Raw genomic sequence first — 21,019 nt, forward strand, 5'->3', positions numbered from 1 at the left:
TAACCTCAATTTCTATCTATCTTTCTTTTTGACCGCTTTCTTTTTACCTGGTCGGTTTGTGTTTTTCGGTCCTTGGCGTTTTGATTTCTTTCTAAAATCTTGGGGTTTATCCGACGATTTTTTGTTACGCTTTTTAGATTTTTTCTTCTGTTCACGATTCATTTCATTATCGTAAACTTTCAAATCTTCATCTTCGATCAGCGCAAAATCAATTTCACGTGTTTCCACGTCTGCCTTGGTTACTTCGATTTTTACTTTTTGACCGATTCTGTACACAATGCCGGTCCGCTCTCCTAATAATACCATATGACTCTCGATAAAGTTGAAATAATCCTGATCCATTTTCGAAATATGGACTAAACCTTCAACTGTATTCGGTAATTCGATAAAGATACCGAACTTCGTCACGGAGCTGATGACACCTTCGAATTGCATGCCGACCTTGTCGACCATAAATTCTGTTTTCTTCAAGGAATCTGTCTCGCGTTCTGCATCCACGGCACGTCTTTCTGCCACAGAGGTCATAGTCGCGATTTCTTCCAGTTTCCCTTCCCATTTCGCTTTCTTAGCAGAGATATTACCGCTCTCGTACTCACGGATTAAACGGTGAACAATTAAATCCGGGTAACGACGGATTGGTGAAGTAAAGTGCGTGTAGTCGCGTGTCGCCAAGCCATAGTGGCCCATTGGTGTCATATCGTACTTCGCTTGCTTCATAGAACGCAGCAGGAATGTGGAGACAACCGCATCGTAGGGCTCACCATCTGTTTCGATTAAGATGTTCTGAAGTTGTTTTGGTTTGATATTTTCGTTAGATCCTGTAACCACGATACCGAATGTTGTTACGAATTCCATGAAGCGCAACATTTTAGCTGGATCGGGCTGTTCGTGAATCCGGTAGATGAACGGGAACTTCTTCTTATTATAGTGAGCAGCAATCGTTTCATTCGCTGCTAACATGAAGGATTCAATTAAACGTTCGCCCACTCCACGAACCACAACTTGAATATCAAGCGGGTGGCCCGCCTCATCAACGATAATTTTCGATTCGCTTGTATCGAAGTCAATCGAGCCGCGTTTACGGCGCATGCGTTCAAGGATGTGGTGTAAATCACGCATCCCTTCCAACATCGTGACATAATCCGTATATTCACGGCGTATTTCAGGATTACCTTCTTCTAAAATTTCATTAACAGCTGTATACGTAAAGCGCTGTTTGGAATTGATAATACTTGGATAGATATCATAATTGACTACTTTCCCAGTACCATCCATTTCCATCATACAGGTCATTGCCAAACGGTCTTCGTGTGGCAATAGCGAACAGACACCGTTCGAAAGCTTCGTTGGTAACATTGGGACAACCCGGTCCGTTAAATACACACTGGTTCCGCGTTCGTATGCTTCGCGGTCAATAGATGAATTTTCAGTAACATAGTACGAAACATCAGCAATATGCACACCTAATTGAAAGTTTCCGTTAGTGAGTTTCTTAAATGAAATCGCGTCATCCAAGTCTTTAGCGTCTGCACCGTCGATGGTGATGACTGTTTCATGACGTAAATCAACGCGATTCTCCAACTCTTCTTGAGGAATTTCAAAGGGGATTGCTTCTGCTTGGTTCAACGCATCTTGCGGGAACTCTGTCGGAATCCCCAGTTTGTATAAAATTGAAAGAATATCAACACCCGGTGCATTTTTATGGCCGATTTCTTTTGTAATAAACCCTGTCATACCTACGGGATTTTCCGCTGTCGGGAACTCTTTAATTTCCGCTAAAACAATACTGCCTTCTACCGCCTGCAAACCATCTGGCAGCACATAAACCACCATATGGTTCAATTTATTATCTTGGGGTACGATATAGCCCAAGAAACCTGTTTCTTCTCTACGTTCTGAATCATAGGGGAAAAATTCGCCTACAATACGGTTAGTGTTCCGCTCGATTACTTGAACAACGCGACCTTCCGGGCCTTTGCTGTTCCATGGTTCTGGTTTGCCCGTGATTTTAACTTCAACGGTGTCGCCTTCCATGGCACTGCCGGTATATTCCTTCGCTACGTAAATATCGTCTTCGTTCGGATCGTAATCCACAAAGCCGAAACCGCGTTCATTGGCACGGAATTTCCCAATGATCGTACCTGATGCACGTTTCAAACGGAATTTTCCTTCTTTGTTCAAAACAATTAATTCTTCACGTTCTGCTAAGGCAATGGCTTTAATTAATTCTCTAAATTTTGATGCTTCTTCATAGTGCAACGCTTCGCTGAGTTGACGGACTGAATAGCTTGTTGGTTCTTTTTGTTTTAAGAAATCTACGATTTCTGAACGAATCTTTTCAATGTTGCTCATAAATCATCCTTCTTTCCAGTTTAATTTTTCCAGGAATGTTGTTACGGACTCTTCGAAAGAATCTCTATTGGCACCAACGGTTATCACATGTGACATATCCGGGAATGCTTGATAGTCAACGGTCGTAAATGGTAGTAAAGCGTCGCGTAATACGGCACCATTTATCGAGTCAATTAGCTCGTCTTTTCCGGATGAAGCGATGTAATATGGAACTTTAATTTTATTAAGTTCGTCAATAACTTCTTTTGAAAACTGCGTAATTGTTTCCATTTGTTGTGTCATTTTTTCTTTAATACGGGGCATCGCTGCTTCAATTTCTTCGGCCGGCATACCCAAACGTTTGTTGAAGTTACGGTAATAATTCACAAAAGCTGCAGGAACACGACTTTCACCGATATTCATAATCGGGGAGTTAAACGATCCTCCTCCTATATAATCACCTCGTTCAAGCGCACGTGTTGCCACAATACCGCCCAATGATAGGCCGAGAACAGCAATTTGATCGTACCCTTTGTTTCGTAAAAATTGCGTTGCTTCCTTAGCATCTTCTAGCCACTTATCCGTTCCGCCTAAATCTAATATATCTTCAAAGCGTTCGGAAGCATGACCTGAAAAATTCGGCGCATACACGGTATAGCCTTCACGCTGTAAATGTCTTCCTAACATCCGCACATCATTCGCGCTTCCTGTATAGGCATGAAGAAGAAGGACAGCCCTTGGTCCTGCTTCAAATAAAAACGGTTGTGGTAATTTAATTTTCGACATGTACGTCACCTCATCATTTATTGCTACTTCTATTGTACTTTAAGACCTGAAAAAAACCAAAAAAAGGAGCTGAGACTCGAGTCCCAGCTTCAATTTCATTCATTATACTCATAATTAGTTGGAAGATAGGTATGCGAGTACTACTGAAAGAACAATAAAAATTGTTCCTAATCCAGCAGTTGTTCTTCTTAACCCTGCTTCAAACCCTCTTGCTTTTTGTTTACCGAATAATGCTTCTGCTCCACCGCTCAAGGCACTTGCTGCGTTTGTTTTAGATGGTAACATCAAAACAGCAATAATCAACAAGACTGATACGATGATGAGTGCGATTAATAAGACGTCGTACAATGGTGGACCTCCTTTAAATACTACGATTAACTATAGCATAAACAAGGAATTTATTCTACACCCGACTTCAGGTATTTTTCGGATTCAAATGGATGTACGAACAAACCGCTCAGAAGTTTCGGTTCAAACCAAGTTGATTTAGGCGGCATGACTTCACCATGGTCCGCAACGTTCAAAAGTTGCTCCATGGTCGTTTGATACATGGAGAACGCAATTTTCCCAAAACCCGCACGTGCCATTAATTCTTCTATCGGGTGAATGCCCCCAACAAATTCAATCCGTTGATCCGTACGAGGGTTTTCAATCCCAAACACGGGTGAAAGGACATAATTCTGGAGTAAAGACGCATCCAAGGCCGCAACAGGATCGGCAGGTATCTTGTCTTTTTTAATCGTCAACTTGTACCAGTCACCATTAGCGAACATGCCGATGGTCCCCGCTTCTTTGGGTGTAAATGTTTCTGCTTCTACTTTTTCAAAATCGAATGCTTGGGAAATTATTTTGACCGTTTGTGGGGTGAGATCCCCTTCTACGATGCGGTTATAAGGAAGAATGGTCAATTCTTCTTCTGAAAATATCACACCAAGAAAGTAATTAAAACTTGCTTCTTCCGGTGCATCCGGATAAGCTTCTTGACGCATTTTAGACACTTTATACGCAGACTCCATGCGATGATGCCCATCAGCAATATAAAGATTAGTAATTTCTTCCGCAAAAATGCTCTGGATATTTTCGATAGTCGCCGGGTCTGTAATTCTCCAGATGCAATGGTTCGTATCGTTAAAGCTATCAAACGTATAAAGCGGCAAACGGGCTTCTCTTTCCTTTTTCAAAAGCAGCTTCAGTTTGCTATTTTTACGCATAGTCAGGAATATCGGACTCGTATTCGCATCTGAACAGTCATTATGGCGAATGCGGTCTTTCTCTTTGTCCGGACGGGTGAACTCATGACGCTTAATGTGTCCATCTGCATAATCAGCCACTGCAATGGTTGTCACTAATCCATATTGTAGACGGTCGCCTTGCAGTAGACGATAAATATATAATGCAGGTTCCTCTTCTTTAATAAGCCAGCCTTTGTCCATAAAATCTGCTAATTTATCTTTCGCTAACTCATAGACTTCATCCGCATCTTCTGTTTCAAATCTGACATCGGTACGGTCTATATTCAAGAATGATTTAGGATTGTCTTCTACTAACTTTAACACTTCGCTCTTACTCACCACATCATACGGTAGACTCGCAATCTGGTCGACGTCATAAGAATTGGGTCGTACTGCTCGAAATGGTTTAATACTTACCATAATTACATTTCCCTCCTGTTTATCACTCTTGCTTTCAGTACACCTTCAATTTTGCTCATATCTTCAAGTATCTCTTGAAGGAGTGAATCTTCTAAAAGCGGAATATCAATAATTGTGTAGGCATAATTTCCACGGCTACGATTCAAAATGTTATCAATATTCACAAAGTGCTTGGCTAATATGGCTGAGATTTGCCCCACCATATTGGGTACATTCCTATTGACGATTGTAATTCTTAAAGGTGATTGTTGCGGGATATCTATCGTCGGGAAATTGACTGAACGTAAAATATTTCCTGTTTCCAAAAAGTATTTTAACGTTTTTACGGCCATTATCGCACAATTAACTTCTGCTTCGTCTGTTGAAGCTCCCAAATGCGGAAAGATCAGTGCTTTCGGATGACGGACAAACGCTTCATCCGCAAAATCGGCAACATATTTATCCAGCCTGCCATTATTTAAAGCTGTCAAAATATCATCTCTGACAATAATGCCATCACGTGAAAAGTTAAGCAGCACTGCTCCGGGCTTCATTTGATGTAAAAAATCAGCATTTACTAAGCCTTCTGTATGGTTGTTGACTGGCACATGGACCGTCACGTAATCTGCATCCCGTAATACTTCCTGTAAGGAATTCGCTTTTTTAACGCGGCTGCTCATATTCCAAGCTGTCTCTACTGAAACATAAGGGTCATAGCCAATTACGTCCATATTCAAATGATAAGCATCGTTAGCGACTAAAGAACCGATGGCACCCAGACCGATGACGGCCAATCGTTTTCCTGCAAGTTCTGTTCCGGCGAATTGTTTTTTATTGGCTTCGACAATTTCTGGGAGGTTATCGCCTTCCATATGCTCTACCCACCGCAGACCTTGGTAAATTGGACGCGCAGACATAACCAGTGCAGCAAGAACCAGCTCTTTTACAGCATTTGCATTTGCTCCAGGTGTATTGAACACAACAATTCCATTTTCTGAACAGGCTTCGACTGGAATATTATTGACCCCTGCCCCCGCACGGGCAATCGCAAGTAAAGAGTCGTTAAAAGCCATAGTGTGCAGGTCTTTACTTCTTAGAATAATCGCATCCGGATCGTATCCTTCGTTTAATACAAACTCCTCATTATTCAGTAACTGTAAGCCTTCTGGTGCGATTCGATTGAATGTATGGATGTCTTTCATTTTGCCAGTCCCTCTCTTTGTTCGAATTCTTTCATAAATGTAACCAGTGCTTGGACGCCTTCTAAAGGAAATGCGTTATACAGGCTCGCGCGCATGCCCCAACAGAACGGTGCCCTTTTAGATTCACAAATCCTGCTTTTTCAGCTTCAGTAACAAACTTCTTGTCTAATTCTGTGTCGCCCGTTACAAAAGGAATATTAGTCAGTGAGCGGAAATCAGGATGGACGGGTGAAGTGTAAAGGTTAGATTCTGAAATCGTGCTGTAAAGTAAGGTCGCCTTTTCTTGATTCATTTCAAGCATTTTTGGTACCCCACCTAATTCAAGTAGCCAGTCAAAGACCAATTTTGAAACATAAATCGGAAAAGTTGACGGTGTGTTGTATAGTGATTTACTTTTCACATAGGTCTGATAATCCAACATGGTCGGGATGTGTTCTGAATTTTTACCGATTAAATCTTCACGGACAATCACAATTGTTAGGCCAGCTGGTCCGATATTCTTTTGAGCGCCCGCATAAATTAAGCCAAAATCGCTGATGTCATAATCAGCTGACAAAATATTCGAGGACATATCGGCTACCAACAATGTCTGCTTAAATTTCGGTATCGTGTGATAAGCGGTTCCTTCAATAGTGTTATTTGTTGTGATATGAATGTAGTCAAATTCCGTTTCGTTTTCAATGTGTATTTCCGGAATCTCCGTATGATTATTAGGAGTTGAATCGGCGATGACGACTGCGCGATCAGGGAATAGTTTGTTAGCTTCTTCAAACGCCTTTTTCCCCCACATTCCCGAAATAACATATCCCGCCTTCTTATCCTTTAAGAGATTCATCGGTATAGAAGCGAATTGTGTGCTGGCGCCGCCTTGCAAGAATAGAACATGATAGTTATCCGGTATGTTCATTAACGTTCTCAAAGCATTTTCTGCGTCAGTTATTATATGCTGAAACAAGGAGGACCGATGACTCAGCTCCATCGCAGACATTCCGCTACCTTGATAAGATAACAACTCGTCTTGCACTTTTTTTAATACAGCTGTAGGCAGTACTGCAGGTCCTGCCGAGAAATTCCAACAAGTCATAAGTGACACTCCAATCTAATTCTCATATTATTTTAATGTTTAAGTCATTATAACAAAATGAATCAAATATGAAAGGTTTATTTGGAATTCACTGCTGACTCAGACGGAAAAGTTGTTTGAATCGTCGTTTTGGTCGTAAAACGCTAACTCAAATTGAAATAGGCGTTTGAGCCGTCGTTTTGGTCGTAAAACGCTGACTCAAATTGAAATAGGCGTTTGAGCCGTCGTTTTGGTCCTAAAACGCTGGCTCAAATTGAAATAGGCGTTTGAGCCGTCGTTTTGGCTGTAAAACGCTGACTCAAAACAGAAAAACCGTTTGAGCCGTCGTTTTGGTCGTAAAACGCTGACTCAGAACGGAAAAGCCATTTGAGTCGTCGTTAACGTTATATATAATGTATACTACAAAAAAACCTATCCGCACGCGGATAGGTTTTTCTCAGTTAAAATTATTTGTTTTCTAGGTTGTAGAATGCTTCTAGACCTTCGTAAACAGCTAATTCACCCAATTGGTCTTCGATACGTAGCAATTGGTTGTATTTAGCAATACGGTCAGTACGGCTCAATGAACCTGTTTTGATTTGTCCAGCGTTTGTTGCAACAGCGATATCAGCGATTGTTGCGTCTTCTGTTTCACCTGAACGGTGAGAGATAACAGCAGTGTAACCAGCTTTTTTAGCCATTTCGATTGCTTCAAATGTTTCTGTCAAAGTACCGATTTGGTTAACTTTGATTAGGATTGAGTTACCGATATGGTTTTTGATACCTTTTGCTAGGATTTCAGTGTTTGTAACGAACAAGTCGTCACCAACTAATTGAACTCTTTCGCCTAGACGTTCTGTCAATAGTTTCCAGCCGTCCCAGTCGTTTTCGTCCATACCATCTTCAATAGAGATGATTGGGTATTTGTTAACTAATTCTTCTAGGAAATCTACTTGTTCAGCAGCAGTACGTTTAGCACCGTTTTCACCTTCGAATTTAGCGTAGTTGTAAATACCGTCTTCGTAGAATTCTGATGCAGCACAGTCAAAACCTAAGAATACATCTTTACCTGGCTCTAAACCAACAGCTTTGATTGCTTCTAGAATTGTTTCAACACCGTCTTCAGTTCCTTCGAAACGTGGAGCAAATCCACCTTCGTCACCAACAGATGTATCTAGTCCGCGAGCTTTAAGGATTGAAGCTAGTTTGTGGAAGATTTCTGCTCCCCAACGTAGTGCTTCTTTGAATGTAGGTGCGCCAACTGGAAGAATCATGAATTCTTGGAAAGCGATTGGTGCAGATGAGTGAGATCCACCATTGATGATGTTCATCATTGGAGTTGGCAATACTTTAGAGTTGAATCCACCTAAGTATTGGTACAATGGTACATCTAGGTATTCTGCAGCTGCATGAGCAACAGCGATGGAAACACCAAGAATAGCGTTCGCACCCAATTTACCTTTGTTAGGAGTTCCATCTAAAGCGATCATTGTTTGGTCGATAGCTAGTTGGTCTCTTACGTCAAAACCGATAAGCGCGTCAGCGATTAATTCAACGTTCTCAACAGCTTTTTGAACACCTTTTCCTAGGTAACGGTCTTTGTCTCCGTCACGTAGTTCTACTGCTTCGTGCTCACCAGTAGAAGCTCCTGAAGGAACCATACCGCGACCAAATGCGCCACCTTCTGTGTAAACTTCAACCTCAATTGTTGGGTTACCGCGTGAATCAAGTACTTCTCTAGCCAAAATATCTGTAATGAATGGCATTCTATTCTCTCCTTTTTTTAAAACAATAATTTGTTTTACAAGTTAATTTTAGACAACTTTTGAGTATATTGCAACTCAATCTCGTAATTGGTTACCCTTTTACGATTAAACTTTCACCTGTCATTTCCTCAGGTTGAGGAACACCCATCAAATCAAGCATAGTTGGAGCGACATCCGCCAACTTACCATCTGTGCGTAATGTGATACCAGGTTTAGTAACAATTAATGGAACCGGAACGGTTGTATGTGCAGTGTGCGGTGTACCTTCAGGTGTCATCATTGTATCTGCGTTACCATGGTCAGCGAAAATAATCGCGTAGCCACCGTGTGCAATGATATTATCAACAACTTTACCGAGGTTCTCGTCCACTGCTTCGATTGCTTTGATAGTTGGTTCCAACATACCAGAGTGACCGACCATGTCCGGGTTTGCGAAGTTCAAGATGATTGCATCATACTTGTCTTCGTCGATAGCTGAACTTAGAGCATCTCCTAGTTCGTAAGCACTCATTTCAGGTTTCAAATCATATGTTGCCACTTTTGGTGAAGGAATCAAGATACGATCTTCGCCTTCAAATGGTTCATGTTGTCCACCGTTCATAAAGAACGTTACGTGCGGATATTTTTCAGTTTCAGCAGCATGAAGTTGTGCCTTACCATGATTACTCAATACTTCTGCTAATACATTTTCCATCCCGATTGGCGGGAAAGCAACATCAGCAAGGACTGTATCTTGGTATAACGTCATTGTCACAAACTTAATGTTTTGTGGACGCATACCACGATCAAACTCTGTCCATTCTACGTTACTAAATGCATTAGAAAGTTGAATAGCTCGGTCAGGACGGAAGTTAAAGAAGATAGCTGAATCATTATCTTTAACTGTTCCTACTGGCAAACCGTCTTTAACGATAACGCTTGGCATGATGAACTCATCCGTTACGTTATTCGCATAGCTTTGTTCAATAACCGCTTGTGCTGAAGGGAATGCTGGACCTTCGCCATGCATCACTGCATCATAGGCCAAGTTCACACGTTCCCAACGTTTGTCACGGTCCATTGCGTAATAACGACCAGAAACTGTCGCTATTTCACCTAAGCCGACTTCTGCCATTTTATTTTCGATTGTTTCGATGTAGCTCGCACCTGCGTGCGGATCCACATCACGGCCATCCATGAAAGCATGAAGATAAAGTTTCTTCACACCTTTTTGATGTGCACTCTCGATTAAAGCAAGAATATGCCCTAATTGACTATGAACGCCACCGTCAGATACCAAACCGAATAAATGTAGAGCAGAACCATTATCGATTGCGTGTTGATAAGCACCTTTTAATGCGTCATTCGTTAGAAATTCGCCATCTTGGATTGCTTTGTCAATACGTGTCAGACTTTGGTATACAACACGGCCAGCTCCAATGTTGGTATGCCCAACTTCAGAGTTACCCATTTGACCTTCTGGAAGACCTACAGCCAATCCAGAAGCTGCCATTGTTGCATGCGCATAAGAATTCCAGTAGCGGTCAAAATTAGGTTTTTTTGCTTGCGCAACGGCGTTACCAATAACCTCGTCGCGGCAACCAAAACCATCAAGAATGATGATTGCAACAGGTTTCTTATTCATTATTTAACTGCCTCCAATAATTTCAAGAAGGATTCAGCTTCAAGACTTGCTCCACCAACTAAAGCACCGTCAATGTTTGATTTTGCCATGTACTCAGCAATGTTTTCTGGTTTAACAGAACCACCGTATTGAATACGTACAGCATCCGCAGTTGCACCATTGTACAATTCACGAACTGTTTCACGAACAACGCCGCATGTTTCATCCGCTTCTTCAGCAGAAGATGATTTACCTGTTCCGATTGCCCAGATTGGTTCATAAGCGATAACAAGTTCAGAAACTTGTCCTTCTGTTAAATCTTTCAATGCATTCGTAATTTGACCTTTGATCCATTCAGCTGTTTCGCCAGCTTCACGTTGCTCTAGTGTTTCCCCACAGCAAACGATTGGAATCATACCATTACGGAAAATAGCATGCGCTTTTTTATTGATGTCTTCATCTGTTTCATGGAAGTACTCGCGTCTTTCAGAGTGGCCGATGATTACGTAATCAACACCTAAATCTCCTAAAGCGTTCGGGCTAACTTCGCCTGTAAAAGCACCTGCATCTTCAAAGTAGCAGTTTTGTGCTGCAACTTTAAGTTCAGTTCCTTCACGGTCGCTAACCATTTTTTCCAAGTATAAAGTTGGAGAACCGATAACAGAATCTACTGCTTCATTACTTGGAATTGCGTTTTTTACAGCTTCTACAAAAGCTTGCGCTTCTGCTGCTGTTTTATTCATTTTCCAGTTACCTGCAATAATTGGTTTTCTCATGATATTCCTCCTTCTATCAACCCTGAAAATTATTTATCAGAAATTGATGCAACGCCTGGTAATTCTTTACCTTCTAGGTATTCTAGAGATGCTCCACCACCTGTAGAGATGTGAGTAAAGTCATCTGCGTAGCCTAATTGCATTGCGGCAGCTGCTGAGTCACCACCACCGATAATTGTTGTAGCATCGTCTAACTTAGCGATTGCTTCACAAACACCGATTGTTCCTTTAGCAAAGTTCTCGAATTCGAAAACGCCCATAGGACCATTCCATACAACTGTCTTAGCACCTTCAAGTTCTTTTTCGAACAACTTGATTGTTTCAGGTCCGATATCCAAAGCTTGCATATCAGCTGGGATTTCGTCCATTGGAACAGTGCCTTCTACAGCATCGTTGCTGAAATCAGAAGCGATTGTTGCATCAATAGGTAAAATTAATTTATCGCCAGCGCGAGCCATCAATTCTTTAGCCAAGTCAATTTTGTCAGCTTCTAGTAAAGAGCCGCCAATTTCTTTTCCTTGTGCTTTAGCGAATGTATAAGCCATACCGCCACCGATAATAACTTTATCAGCTTTTTCTAGCAAGTTTTCGATTACGCCGATTTTATCCGAAACTTTCGCTCCACCCAAAATAGCTACGAAAGGACGTTGTGGTTCATCAACCGCACCACCGATGAATTTAATTTCTTTATCCATCAAGAAGCCAGCTGCTGATTCCAAGTGAGAAGCAACCCCGATGTTTGATGCATGGGCACGGTGAGCCGTTCCAAATGCGTCATTGACAAATAGGTCACCTAGGCTTGCCCAGTATTTTCCTAATTCAGGATCGTTTTTACTTTCTTTCTTGCCGTCTACATCTTCAAAACGTGTGTTTTCGAAAACAAGAACTTCGCCATCTTTAAGTGCATTGATTGCTTCTTCTAGTTCTTCGCCACGTGTTTCAGGTACAAACTTCACTTCTTTATTTAGTAATGAAGCCAAGCGTGTAGCAACCGGACGTAAGCTCAATTTAGCTTTGTCTTCTTCAGTTTTAACTTTACCCAAGTGAGAGAAAAGAATTACTTTGGCATTGTTTTCAATCAAATACTCAATTGTTGGCATTGCTTGAACGATACGGTTATCGTTTGTAATTTCGCCATCTTTCATTGGTACGTTGAAATCTGCACGAACAAGTACTTTTTTACCAGCAACAGCTAGGTCTGTAACAACTTTCTTTGTCATAAAATTAAACCCTCCGCTTCATAATCGTGTAAAAAGGCGAGAAGCGCGACGCTTCCCGCCTTTTACGAGTTAAATTCTTAAATTATTTTGAAGCCATGTAAGCTAGCGTGCTTACCATGTTTCCAACGAAACCGTACTCGTTATCATACCAAGAAACAGTCTTAACCAATTGGCCACCGTTAGCTTCCATGATCTTTGTTTGAGTTGCATCGAAGATTGAACCAGCTGGAACGCCGATTACGTCTGAAGATACAATTTCATCTGTTTCGTAGATGAATGCGTCAGAAGATGCTGCTTTCATAGCTGCGTTAACTTCTTCTACAGTTACATCTCTTTCTAGAACTGAGTACAATTCAACCATTGATCCAGTGATTGTTGGTACACGTACTGCAGTACCGTCAATTTTACCGTTCAATTCAGGAATTACTTTACCTACTGCTTTAGCAGCACCAGTTGATGCTGGAATAGCGTTAGCTGCACCTGCACGGTTTTTACGTCCGCCTGGAGCATCTTGCATAGCTTGTGTAGCAGTGTAAGCATGGATTGTTGACATCAAAGCACGTTTGATTCCGAATTCAGAATTCAAAGTGTTTGCCATTGGTGCCAAGCAGTTTGTTGTACATGAAGCTGCAGATACGATTACATCTGAAGATTCGATTGCCTCATGGTTAACACCGTAAACGATTGTTTTCAAATCGCCTGATGCAGGTGCAGAGATCAATACGCGTTTTGCTCCAGCGTCGATATGTGCTTGAGATTTTTCTACTGATACATAGAAACCTGTACATTCTAGAACGATATCAATTCCTAACTCGCCCCATGGTAAGTTTTTAGCATCTCTTTCAGCGTAAGATTTGATAGCTTTACCATCTACTACTAAATCGTCACCTTCGATTGCTACAGAATAAGGGAAACGTCCTTGAGCTGTATCATATTTCAATAAGTAAGCTAGGTCATCGTTATCTGTAAGGTCGTTGATAGCTACAACTTCCAATTCTGTGTTAGATTCCAAAATACGGCGTAGTGCTAAACGTCCAATACGTCCAAAACCATTAATCGCTACTTTTACTGTCATTTAAAAAATCCTCCTTCAGGATAATAAAATATATTTTAAAGGGTTATCCCTTTTAAAATCGAATTAGCTGCACCTTCATCTGTAACCAGCCATGTATGTTCTGGTGCAATATGTGAATAAGCTTGAATTGCGTTGGCTTTCGAACTTCCTCCTGCTATGGCTATTGCATAAGGAATCGCGGCAACGTCTTCTATCTGGAGTCCAAAGCGTGATAAGCGGTGAACAATCCGCCCTTTGTCATCAAAGTAACATCCAAATGCTTCGCCTACTGCTTGTTTCTCAACCAAAATGGCTTTGAGTTCAGCCGGCATTTTGCGTCTTTCCATCATCACTTTAGCACTTCCAATACTGTATAACAAGCAATTCGCCTGTTTCATCAGGTTCATTGTTTGAAGTATTGATGGCTCATTTTTCAGTAAATTCAATGCTTCTTCGCTTAAATCGTCGGGTACAAATAACGCTGTATTTGAGCCACCTGTTGCTTGTGCCATTGAATCACTCACTGAGTTTGCTTGAATTGCCATAAGGTCACCCAAACCACCTCGAGCCGGTACAAAAGTGAAGTGTCTTTGCTCTGATAACTCAGTGGTCATATGCTGTGCCATTGCGAGCATCGTGCTCCCGCCGGCTACTGCGACAACGAACGCACCTTCCGGTAACAATTCGTCAAACACTTCTACTGCATGCTCACCTAAAATGTCCAGAATCTCTTTTGAATCATCTGTATCTCCGGGTACAATGCGGCAAAATTGGAGGTTTAACTTTTTAGCTAATGCTTCCTCTTTACGGTCCATCGTTAACATACGGTCTAAAATACCTTCAAGTTCATGAAAAACTTTCTTTCCCTTTAAGGTAAGCGACATACCCGCTTTAGTGCTAAAAAGTAATCCTTGGTTTTTCAAATAGTCCGTTTCAGTTCGAAGAGACCTTTCTGAAATAGACGTAATTTCTGATAATGCCCGTCGGCCAATCGGTGACTGCAAATTTATTACTTCCAGTATCCGATAGCGATGTGTTAAATGCGACAATAAATCAGGAATTACTTTTTGTAAGACAGAAATTGCATCTTTCATATCATCCCTCACTTCCTCAGTAGGTCTAAAAACGACCAACAAATCAGAAATGTTCCAACCTCTGCGCTCCGTACTGTTGCACAGATGTCTTCTATGCTTAAGAGCGTTGCATTTCTTTACCTTACAATGTTTATTCTACCAATGTTGTGTAACTATTTCAACTCATTTGTATCATTTTAGGCAAAAAAGTACACACTCTATCGGGTCACTTCGCGTCCCGATACCGTCAAAGATTACAGCGATGCGGTTGTTTCCGCTTTCATTTTACCACGTTTAAAATATAAAAGAAGTACCTAACCTTAAAAAAGTTAGATACTTCTTTCATTTTTCTCATTTTACTTTAAGCTTTTTGAACTTTCCATCACTTCATCAATCAAGCCGTACTCTTTAGCTTGTTGTGCTGTCATGTAGTTATCACGATCTGTATCGCGTTCAATGACTTCCAATGGTTGACCTGTTCTTTCAACCAAGATTTTATTCAAACGTTCGCGTGTTGCTAAGATGTGACGTGCAGCGATTTCGATTTCTGTTGCTTGTCCTTGCGCCCCACCTAATGGTTGGTGAATCATAATTTCAGCATTTGGCAAAGCAAAACGTTTGCCTTTTGTTCCAGCTGTTAATAAGAAACTACCCATAGATGCTGCCATTCCCATAGCAATTGTTTGTACATCAGATTTAACAAAGTTCATTGTATCGTAGATAGCTAGACCTGCTGATACAGATCCACCTGGTGAGTTAATGTAGATATAAATATCTTTTTCAGGATCTTGTGCATCCAAGAATAACAATTGTGCAATAACCGAGTTAGCAAGATTGTCATCAATTGGGCCTGAAATCATAATGATACGGTCTTTCAAAAGACGTGAATAAATATCGTAAGCACGTTCGCCACGAGAAGTTTGTTCAATTACTGTAGGTATTAAGTTCATAAAAGATTTCCTCCTAATCAAGAAATATTATCTTATTCATTTGTAATTGTACACCATTGGTCAAAAATGGTCAATTGATTTGTCTGACCTTTTACTATTCTAACAAAGTTAGCGTTTATTGGATAATATAACGCCTAAAAAGAAACCCCCACCCTGACTGAGTCAAGATGGGGAATCAATATACATGACGTCGCCTGAGGGAATCGAACCCCCATCGCAAGAACCGGAATCTTACGTGATATCCATTACACTAAGGCGACAACAACGTTCTTATTATAACACCATTCGATTAGAAAAAGCAATGTTTTTTCTAATCGTTCAGGCTTACGTATTAGATACTCCCAGCCCACTAAATCAGAACTAGAAGAGTCATTTTGTTATTCTAGTTCCGACTTGGACATCTCCTTATTCGAAAAGAAGAAAGAGCCGAGACATACGTCTCGGCCCTTTTGGTCACTACTAATTTTCAACTAACGAATATAATCCAGGATGTGTTGCCATGTTTCATACTTAAAGACATCCATCATTTCTCCATCACCTAAAACACCGTATCCGATAGCCAAACCAGCGAAGAACAGAACCAGCGCCAAGGCTACAAAAAATACGATCCAGAATAGAGCTTTAAATATCGGTTTAAAGTCGAATTTCATAATGAACTTCCTTTACAATTAGTTTGATTTAAATAATCTACTGAAGAACCCATCTTTTTTATTACGTTTTTTACCAATGTTCTCCAACAAGATTCCCGTTCCCAAGACAACAGAATCAAGTGCTTCAGTTGCTGCAAATACAGGTACTCCCAATTCGCTGCTGAACAACTCTTCAATTCCATTGATCAATGAACCCCCACCAGTTAAAACGATTCCGGTGTTAATGATATCTGCACCCAATTCAGGCGGCGTTGTTTCAAGAACCTCTTTTGCCTGCTCAACAATGTTCATCAAGGTTTCGTGCATTGCACTATAAACTTCTCTTGAATTAATCGTAATTGTACGTGGTAAGCCTGTTACCATGTCACGGCCGCGAATTTCCATTCCTATTACCTTCTCAGGTTCTAACGCCGTACCGATTTCTTTTTTAATTTGCTCTGATGTTCTTTCACCAATTAGCAATTTATGTTCACGTTTTACGAAGTTCATGATATCTGTGTCAAGTTTGTCCCCTGCTTGTTTCAATGAGCTGCTTGTAACGATACCGCCCAATGAAAGAACAGCAATATCACTCGTTCCCCCACCAATATCAATAACCATATTTCCGTTTGGTTGGAAAATATCCAGTCCTGCACCAACTGCAGCAACTTTCGGTTCTTCTTCTAAATAAACATTTTTTCCGCCGCTCTTTTCAGCCGCTTCGATAATTGCTTTTTGTTCAATTGTAGTAATATTTGTTGGACAGCAAATCAAAATATTCGGCTTCGTTAGCAAGCCTTTCACATTCAAACGATCAATGAAATGCGTTAACATTGCTTCGGTGATGTCAAAGTCAGCGATTACGCCACCTTTTAACGGCTGAATAACTTTAATGTTGGAAGGTGTACGTCCAACCATTCGGTAAGCTTCTGCTCCTACTGCTAGGACGCGGTTCGTCGCAGTATCTACTGCAACGACTGAAGGTTCATTTAAGACAATTCCTTTGCCCTTCACATGAATCAACACGTTAGCAGTACCTAAGTCGATACCAATATCTTTTGCCAAGTTGTTTTCCCCCTGAATTTAATTGTAAATATTAAAACTATGCAAACAAGGCAGCCAATTCTTGGGAAGAAAGTGCTTTTTCGTTACTTTCATCGATACGCTCGATGTCCGCTCCAAGATTACGAAGCTTTTTGTCAAAATTATAATATCCACGATCTAGATGTTTTAAGTTCGTTACGCGTGTGTATCCAGAAGATACTAATCCAGCAATAATCAATGCTGCTGCAGCACGTAAGTCTGTGGCTGCTACTTCAGCGCCTTGGAATGAAGAATTTCCATATAACAAGACCGTTTGTCCTTCTACTTTGAAGTTTGCATTCATACGGCGCATTTCTTCAAGATGCATGAAGCGGTTCTCAAAAACTGTTTCTGTCATTGTGCTTGTCCCTTGCGAAACCAGCTGAGCGATTGTCATTTGTGCCTGCATATCAGTGGGGAAGCCAGGATGTGGCATTGTCTTAACATCCGTTGCCCGTAATTGCTTCGGTCCAACAACACGTAGACCGTCCCCTTCTTCTTCAATTGAAACGCCCATTTCTTTCAGTTTAGAAATCAAGGGTTTGTTATGTTCAGCAATCGCATCTTCGATGAAGATATTGCCGTTTGTAACAGCCGCTGCAACCATAAATGTGCCTGTTTCAATACGGTCAGGAATAATTGAGTGTGTGACACCCACTAGTTCTTCAACACCCTCAATACGGATTGTTTCTGTACCAGCTCCATGTACTTTAGCACCCATGCTATTTAGGAAACGAGCTAGGTCAACGATTTCCGGCTCACGTGCAACGTTTTCCAGTACAGTTGTACCTTCAGCGTATACAGCGCCCATCATAAGGTTTTGTGTGGCTCCTACACTTGGGAAGTCCAAGTAAATACGAGCGCCATACAGTTTTTCAGCGACAGCTTCAACATAACCATTCTCGATTTTAATAGAAGCACCCATTGCTTCAAAACCTTTTAAGTGTAAGTCGATTGGACGAGTACCAATTGCACATCCACCTGGTAAAGCAACTCTTGCTCTTCCTAGGCGAGCCAACAATGGGCCCATAACTACAATAGAAGCTCTCATCTTACTAACGTATTCAAACGGTGTTTCCCAACTTACATTACCCGTTGCATCTACTTCTACAGTGTTAGTCTCTTCGTTAAAATCAATATCAATATTAATGTTTCTTAAAACATTATTAATTGTATATACATCAGATAATACCGGAACGTTTTTCAACGTCGTTTTACCCTTAGATGCCAAGATAGTTGCGGCGACAATTGGAAGCACAGCGTTCTTAGCACCTTCTGCTCTCACTGTTCCAACAAGACGGTTACCGCCTCTGACAATCATTTTTTCCATTAAAATATCCCTCCGAAATTTGTGAATCGCGCCTGGAGTTTTCATAAAACTCAAATCGTTCTGTCAATTATGATTTAATATGCGTTGTTAGTTTGTAATTAGAAAAGCCACGTTTCGTGAAACGGTTATGAATGAAATAAAAAAAGAACTAACGTTATATCCTAAAGCAATAGCGATGAAAAAATATAAGAGACGCGCTTCGGGAACATGGTTCTTTCTTATCCAAGTTTCGATTCTAGTAGCCTTTAATGCCCAAAAAGACAAAAAAATAAATACCATATGAGAGATTATTTCCAGCATTCCGAATGAAATCATTGTATTCATCATGCACACCTCCCCATAGTCTCAAACTATATTAACATAAACCTTTTCAAAAAAGAATAGAAGCTACAATTTTTAAAGAATTCGAAACAAAATATTTAGAATTCCTTCATTATAAAACTCTATAGACTTCTACCTCGTATTATAAAGACTCTTTTCATATTTACAAATAAATAGTCTTATGCGGCGCAATAAAGTTAAATAAGTGAAGGTTATCCCAGAGAACTATCAAGTAGAATAGAAAAACTGCATTCTACTTGAGACTTACCAGGATACAGACTCCGTTTAAAAGACAAAAAAACCAGAACAGTTGTGCATTGTTCTGGTCCCTTTCTTACATTACAGTCGTTTTTCGGATACGCCGATCCGGTTGACGGCTTTAGCCAAAGCGACACGCGCACGGTTGAATTCTATTTTATTCTTGGCATCCCGTGCTCGTATCATGGATGCTTCGGCTTCTTTTTTGGCATTTTCTGCCCTGTCTAAGTCAATGTCACGCGAACGTTCAGCGGTATTCGCAATAATATTAATTTGATCCGCTTCAACTTCCATAATACCACCGCTTACCGCGATATAATTTTCACTATCATCTGATTCAGTAATACGGGTTACACGTAGTTCGCCGATTGCCAGCGGCACAATGATCGGCATATGGCCTGGCATAATGGTAATACCACCATACGTTGTTTGTGCGTTGACTGCCTTCGCCCGATGGTCAAAAATGGTGCCATCTGGTGTAATCACAGAAACATGCATTTCAGCCATATTAGGACACCCCTTTATAACCCAAGCTTTCAGCTTTTCTGAGAACTTCTTCTATCGTACCTACATTTCGGAAAGCTTCTTCCGGAACAGCGTCATGTTTACCTTCGATAATTTCCTTGAATCCCTGTACTGTTTCTTTTACAGAAACATAAGAACCAGGAATCCCAGTAAATGCTTCAGCAACATGGAAGTTTTGTGATAAGAAGAATTGAATGCGACGTGCACGTCCGACAATTTCTCGCTCATTTTCAGACAATTCATCCATACCTAGAATCGCAATAATATCTTGTAACTCTCGGTATCGTTGCAGAATGTGTTGCACTTCAGTTGCTACTTCATAATGCTCTTGTCCTACAATCTCAGGAGACAAGCCGCTTGATGATGATGCCAACGGGTCAACAGCCGGATAGATTCCTTGCTCAGTTAAGCGTCGTTCCAAGTTGGTTGTCGCATCCAAGTGGGCAAACGTTGTTGCCGGAGCCGGATCCGTATAGTCATCCGCTGGTACATAAATAGCTTGAATGGATGTAATGGAGCCGTTTTTAGTTGAAGCAATTCGTTCTTGCAGCGACCCCATTTCTGTCGCTAAGGTTGGTTGATACCCTACAGCAGAGGGCATCCGACCAAGAAGGGCCGAAATTTCTGATCCTGCTTGCGTAAAACGGTAAATATTGTCAATAAATAAGAGAACATCTTGATTTTCTTTATCACGAAAATGCTCAGCCATTGTTAAACCGGTCAACGCTACACGCATACGCGCACCTGGCGGCTCATTCATTTGCCCGAAGACCATTGCAGTCTTCTTGCCAACGCCTGATTCCTGCATTTCGTTATACAGGTCGTTTCCTTCCCGCGTCCGTTCTCCTACACCGGTAAAGACAGAAATACCACCATGTTGCTCCACGATATTATGAATCAACTCTTGGATTAGGACTGTTTTACCTACTCCAGCACCACCAAAGAGACCTACTTTACCACCTTTTAAATAAGGGGCTAATAAATCGATAACTTTGATTCCTGTTTCCAGAACTTCATAGTTACTGCTTAATTCATCATACGTTGGCGCCTCTTTATGGATACCTTCGCGTGGATAACTTTCTGGGAATGGTTCTTTCAAATCGATTGTATCACCCAAGACGTTAAATACCCGTCCTAAAGTTTCTACACCAACCGGCACACTAATAGGACCGCCTGTATCGATAACTTCCGTCCCCCGTTGTAAACCATCTGTCGACTGCATCGCAATAGTTCGAACTTCCCCATCGCCAATCTGCAAAGCAACCTCTAAAACTATTTTTTCGACTTCACCATTCGGACGTTTTTTCTCTAAAACGAGTGCATCGTGAATATCAGGGAGTCCTGCATCAGGGGGAAAGCCAACATCTACGACAGGCCCAATGACTTGAACGATATGTCCTTTTCTCATGTAATTTTGC

18 protein-coding genes, 1 tRNA gene and 1 pseudogene are annotated in these 21,019 nt (G+C 41.1%); all 20 read right to left on the bottom strand.

What is annotated here, in order from left to right:
* Positions 1–12 precede the first annotated feature (12 nt).
* Positions 13–2,352, bottom strand: coding sequence for a ribonuclease R (rnr, locus tag G7058_RS01780; protein ID WP_166061928.1), 2,340 nt, complete (start codon positions 2,350–2,352; stop codon positions 13–15).
* 3 nt (positions 2,353–2,355) lie between these two features.
* Positions 2,356–3,117: an alpha/beta hydrolase gene (locus G7058_RS01785; RefSeq protein WP_166061929.1), complete on the bottom strand. Its 762-nt coding sequence runs from the start codon at positions 3,115–3,117 to the stop codon at positions 2,356–2,358.
* Between the two features lie 114 nt (positions 3,118–3,231).
* The gene (gene secG / locus G7058_RS01790; protein ID WP_166061930.1) at positions 3,232–3,465 is read right to left on the bottom strand and encodes a preprotein translocase subunit SecG; all 234 of its coding nucleotides are present in this window, start codon (positions 3,463–3,465) and stop codon (positions 3,232–3,234) included.
* Between the two features lie 50 nt (positions 3,466–3,515).
* Positions 3,516–4,769 (bottom strand): DUF1015 domain-containing protein, encoded by a 1,254-nt coding sequence (locus tag G7058_RS01795; RefSeq protein ID WP_166061931.1) that lies wholly within the window; start codon positions 4,767–4,769, stop codon positions 3,516–3,518.
* Between the two features lie 2 nt (positions 4,770–4,771).
* Complete coding sequence (locus G7058_RS01800; protein WP_166061932.1) at positions 4,772–5,950, bottom strand: phosphoglycerate dehydrogenase; 1,179 nt, start codon at positions 5,948–5,950, stop codon at positions 4,772–4,774.
* Positions 5,947–7,034 (bottom strand): annotated as a pseudogene (gene serC, locus G7058_RS01805) (3-phosphoserine/phosphohydroxythreonine transaminase). Before serC ends, G7058_RS01800 begins: the two are co-directional and overlap by 4 nt.
* A 446-nt stretch (positions 7,035–7,480) precedes the next feature.
* On the bottom strand, positions 7,481–8,779 hold the full coding sequence (gene eno / locus G7058_RS01810) for a phosphopyruvate hydratase (RefSeq protein ID WP_166061933.1): 1,299 nt from the start codon (positions 8,777–8,779) through the stop codon (positions 7,481–7,483).
* 91 nt (positions 8,780–8,870) lie between these two features.
* Positions 8,871–10,403 (bottom strand): 2,3-bisphosphoglycerate-independent phosphoglycerate mutase, encoded by a 1,533-nt coding sequence (gene gpmI / locus G7058_RS01815; RefSeq protein ID WP_166061934.1) that lies wholly within the window; start codon positions 10,401–10,403, stop codon positions 8,871–8,873.
* Positions 10,403–11,158, bottom strand: a complete 756-nt coding sequence (gene tpiA / locus G7058_RS01820) for a triose-phosphate isomerase (RefSeq protein ID WP_166061935.1) — start codon at positions 11,156–11,158, stop codon at positions 10,403–10,405. Before tpiA ends, gpmI begins: the two co-directional genes overlap by 1 nt.
* 29 nt (positions 11,159–11,187) lie before the next feature.
* Positions 11,188–12,378 carry a phosphoglycerate kinase gene (locus G7058_RS01825; RefSeq protein ID WP_166061936.1) on the bottom strand — a complete coding sequence of 397 codons (1,191 nt, stop codon included), beginning with the start codon at positions 12,376–12,378 and terminating at the stop codon, positions 11,188–11,190.
* 82 nt (positions 12,379–12,460) lie between these two features.
* Positions 12,461–13,453, bottom strand: a complete 993-nt coding sequence (gap, locus tag G7058_RS01830) for a type I glyceraldehyde-3-phosphate dehydrogenase (RefSeq protein WP_166061937.1) — start codon at positions 13,451–13,453, stop codon at positions 12,461–12,463.
* A gap of 35 nt (positions 13,454–13,488) precedes the next feature.
* On the bottom strand, positions 13,489–14,526 hold the full coding sequence (locus G7058_RS01835; protein ID WP_166061938.1) for a sugar-binding transcriptional regulator: 1,038 nt from the start codon (positions 14,524–14,526) through the stop codon (positions 13,489–13,491).
* A gap of 335 nt (positions 14,527–14,861) precedes the next feature.
* Complete coding sequence (gene clpP, locus G7058_RS01840; protein ID WP_166061939.1) at positions 14,862–15,455, bottom strand: ATP-dependent Clp endopeptidase proteolytic subunit ClpP; 594 nt, start codon at positions 15,453–15,455, stop codon at positions 14,862–14,864.
* Between the two features lie 188 nt (positions 15,456–15,643).
* Positions 15,644–15,715: transfer RNA gene (locus G7058_RS01845), tRNA-Arg, on the bottom strand.
* Positions 15,716–15,925: 210 nt separating this feature from the next.
* Positions 15,926–16,105, bottom strand: a complete 180-nt coding sequence (locus tag G7058_RS01850; protein ID WP_166061940.1) for a DNA-directed RNA polymerase subunit beta — start codon at positions 16,103–16,105, stop codon at positions 15,926–15,928.
* A gap of 18 nt (positions 16,106–16,123) precedes the next feature.
* The gene (mreB, locus tag G7058_RS01855; protein ID WP_166061941.1) at positions 16,124–17,149 is read right to left on the bottom strand and encodes a rod shape-determining protein; all 1,026 of its coding nucleotides are present in this window, start codon (positions 17,147–17,149) and stop codon (positions 16,124–16,126) included.
* Positions 17,150–17,186: 37 nt separating this feature from the next.
* Positions 17,187–18,497, bottom strand: coding sequence for a UDP-N-acetylglucosamine 1-carboxyvinyltransferase (murA, locus tag G7058_RS01860; protein WP_166061942.1), 1,311 nt, complete (start codon positions 18,495–18,497; stop codon positions 17,187–17,189).
* 87 nt (positions 18,498–18,584) lie between these two features.
* Complete coding sequence (locus G7058_RS01865; RefSeq protein WP_166061943.1) at positions 18,585–18,821, bottom strand: DUF1146 family protein; 237 nt, start codon at positions 18,819–18,821, stop codon at positions 18,585–18,587.
* Positions 18,822–19,157: 336 nt separating this feature from the next.
* Complete coding sequence (locus G7058_RS01870; RefSeq protein WP_166061944.1) at positions 19,158–19,583, bottom strand: F0F1 ATP synthase subunit epsilon; 426 nt, start codon at positions 19,581–19,583, stop codon at positions 19,158–19,160.
* 1 nt (position 19,584) lies between these two features.
* Positions 19,585–21,009, bottom strand: a complete 1,425-nt coding sequence (gene atpD / locus G7058_RS01875; protein ID WP_166061945.1) for a F0F1 ATP synthase subunit beta — start codon at positions 21,007–21,009, stop codon at positions 19,585–19,587.
* Between the last annotated feature and the right edge of the window lie 10 nt (positions 21,010–21,019).

The sequence above is a fragment of the Jeotgalibaca porci genome, assembly GCF_011299095.1.
Taxonomy (GTDB): Bacteria; Bacillota; Bacilli; order Lactobacillales; family Aerococcaceae; genus Jeotgalibaca; species Jeotgalibaca porci.